The organism is Enterobacter sp. ZOR0014, assembly GCF_000798855.1.
Taxonomy (GTDB): domain Bacteria; phylum Pseudomonadota; class Gammaproteobacteria; order Enterobacterales; family Enterobacteriaceae; genus Enterobacter; species Enterobacter kobei.
On record NZ_JTLF01000033.1, the window covers coordinates 1 to 2,614 of the forward strand.

Here is a 2,614-nt window from a genome sequence, read left to right on the forward strand (position 1 = left end):
GCAACGGCGGCACACGTAAAAAGGTGGACGAACTCCTGGCTCTTTATCGCCCCTGAGCCGTTTTGCCCGCCGGTAAACACATTTCAAGGAGATGCGGATGAAACAGTTTTTGATTGCTCCCTCAATTCTGTCGGCCGATTTTGCCCGCCTGGGTGAAGACACGGCTAAAGCTCTCGCGGCTGGCGCAGATGTCGTCCATTTCGACGTTATGGATAACCACTATGTCCCCAACCTGACGATTGGCCCAATGGTGCTCAAGGCGCTGCGTAACTACGGCATCACCGCGCCGATCGACGTTCACCTGATGGTCAAGCCGGTCGACCGAATCGTGCCAGACTTCGCCGCGGCGGGGGCCAGCATCATCACTTTCCATCCGGAAGCCTCAGAACATGTGGACCGCACCCTGCAGCTGATCAAAGAGAATGGCTGTAAGGCGGGTCTGGTGTTTAACCCGGCCACGCCGTTGAGCTATCTCGATCATGTCATGGATAAACTGGACGTCATTTTGCTGATGTCTGTTAACCCGGGCTTTGGCGGTCAGTCGTTCATCCCTCATACGCTGGACAAGCTGCGCGAAGTGCGCCGTCGTATTGATGAGTCAGGATACGATATTCGCCTGGAAGTGGACGGCGGTGTGAAAGTGAATAACATTGGTGAAATTGCGGCAGCGGGCGCGGATATGTTCGTTGCCGGGTCGGCCATTTTCGACCAACCGGATTACAAAAAAGTCATTGATGAAATGCGCCGCGAGCTGGCGAAGGTAAGTCATGGATAAATTGCAGGCAATTCGGGGTGTAGCGTTCGACCTCGACGGCACGCTGGTTGACAGCGCGCCGGGCTTAACGAGCGCCGTGGATCAGGCGCTGTATGCCCTTGAGCTGCCCGTTGCGGGCGAAGAACGTGTTGTGACGTGGATTGGCAACGGTGCCGATGTGCTGATGGAGCGCGCGTTAACGTGGGCTCGTCAGGAGCGCGCGTCGCAGCGTTCCGCGCAGGGCAAACCGAGCGTCGATCACGCGGATATCCCTCAGGATGAGCAGCTGCGTATTCTGCGCAAACTGTTCAATCGTTTCTATGAAGAGACCGTTGAAGAGGGGAGTTTTCTCTTCCCGGACGTCCAGGAAACCCTGAGCGCGCTGCATGCCAAAGGCATCCCGCTTGGGTTGGTGACCAATAAACCCACGCCGTTTGTTGCCCCTCTTCTCGACGCGCTGGATATCGCGAAATATTTCTCCGTGATTGTGGGCGGCGATGATGTGCAAAACAAAAAGCCGCATCCGGAACCGCTGTTGCTGGTGGCAGGAAAATTATCCTTAACACCTGCGGAGCTGCTCTTTGTCGGGGATTCCCGCAATGATATTCTGGCTGCCCGCGCGGCAGGATGTCCTTCCGTCGGATTGACCTATGGCTACAACTACGGTGAGGCCATTACGCTGAGTGAGCCGGATGTTGTGTTCGACCACTTCAAAGATTTGTTGCCCGCACTCGGGCTTTCGCACAGTGAACATCAGGAATTGAATAATGACTAAGCCCATCGTATTTAGTGGCGCACAGCCGTCAGGTGAATTGACCATTGGTAACTACATGGGTGCGTTGCGTCAGTGGGTCAGCATGCAGGATGACTACCATTGCATTTACTGCATCGTGGACCTTCATGCCATCACTGCGCGTCAGGATCCTGAGAAGCTGCGCAAAGCCACCCTGGACACCCTGGCCCTCTATCTGGCCTGCGGCATCGATCCTGAGAAGAGCACCATTTTCGTTCAGTCACATGTACCAGAGCACGCACAGCTGGGCTGGGCGCTGAACTGCTACACCTACTTCGGTGAACTGAGCCGCATGACCCAGTTCAAGGATAAATCCGCACGCTATTCTGAAAACATCAACGCCGGTCTGTTTGACTATCCGGTGCTGATGGCGGCTGACATTCTGCTGTACCAGACCAACCAGGTTCCTGTCGGTGAAGACCAGAAACAGCACCTGGAGCTGAGCCGCGATATCGCCCAGCGCTTCAACGCGCTTTATGGCGAGGTGTTTAAAGTACCAGAGCCGTTTATTCCGAAATCGGGCGCACGCGTCATGTCGCTGCTGGAACCGACCAAGAAGATGTCCAAGTCAGACGATAACCGCAACAACGTTATCGGCCTGCTGGAAGATCCTAAATCCGTGGTTAAAAAGCTTAAGCGTGCGGTGACCGACTCCGACGAGCCGCCAGTGGTGCGCTACGACGTGCAGAATAAAGCGGGCGTTTCCAACCTGCTGGATATTCTCTCCGGTGTGACCGGCCAGAGCATTCCAGAGCTGGAACAGCACTTCGAAGGCAAGATGTACGGCCACCTGAAAGGTGAAGTGGCAGACGCCGTTTCCGGCATGCTGACCGAGTTGCAGGAGCGTTATCACCGCTACCGTAACGACGAAGCTTTCCTGCAGAAGGTGATGAAAGACGGTGCGGAAAAAGCCAGCGCGCGCGCGTCAGAAACCCTCAAAGCGGTGTATGAAGCGATTGGGTTTGTGGGTAAACCATAGGTAAAAGCAAAACGGTAACCACGTTACCGTTTTTAGGGTTTGTTCCCTCTCCCCGTGGGAGAGGGTCAGGGTGAGGGCATCAGGCCGC

The 2,614-nt window shown here is 55.5% G+C and carries 3 protein-coding genes; all 3 read left to right on the plus strand.

The features are described from left to right. Positions 1–97 precede the first annotated feature (97 nt). The 3 genes from rpe to trpS are packed head-to-tail and all read left to right on the plus strand — an operon-like array spanning position 98 to position 2,526. On the plus strand, positions 98–775 hold the full coding sequence (rpe, locus tag L977_RS01385) for a ribulose-phosphate 3-epimerase (protein WP_014885523.1): 678 nt from the start codon (positions 98–100) through the stop codon (positions 773–775). Then, complete coding sequence (gene gph, locus L977_RS01390) at positions 768–1,529, plus strand: phosphoglycolate phosphatase (RefSeq protein ID WP_023337906.1); 762 nt, start codon at positions 768–770, stop codon at positions 1,527–1,529. Before rpe ends, gph begins: the two co-directional genes overlap by 8 nt. Then, positions 1,522–2,526, plus strand: coding sequence for a tryptophan--tRNA ligase (gene trpS, locus L977_RS01395; RefSeq protein ID WP_014885521.1), 1,005 nt, complete (start codon positions 1,522–1,524; stop codon positions 2,524–2,526). Before gph ends, trpS begins: the two co-directional genes overlap by 8 nt. The last annotated feature ends 88 nt before the right edge of the window (positions 2,527–2,614 follow it).

What these genes read in the sequence shown, in the direction of transcription:
- rpe (WP_014885523.1), top strand. Translation starts at nt 98, where the DNA reads ATGAAACAGTTTTTGATTGCTCCCTCAATTCTGTCGGCCGATTTTGCC.
- trpS (WP_014885521.1), top strand. Translation starts at nt 1,522, where the DNA reads ATGACTAAGCCCATCGTATTTAGTGGCGCACAGCCGTCAGGTGAATTG.
- gph (WP_023337906.1), top strand. Translation starts at nt 768, where the DNA reads ATGGATAAATTGCAGGCAATTCGGGGTGTAGCGTTCGACCTCGACGGC.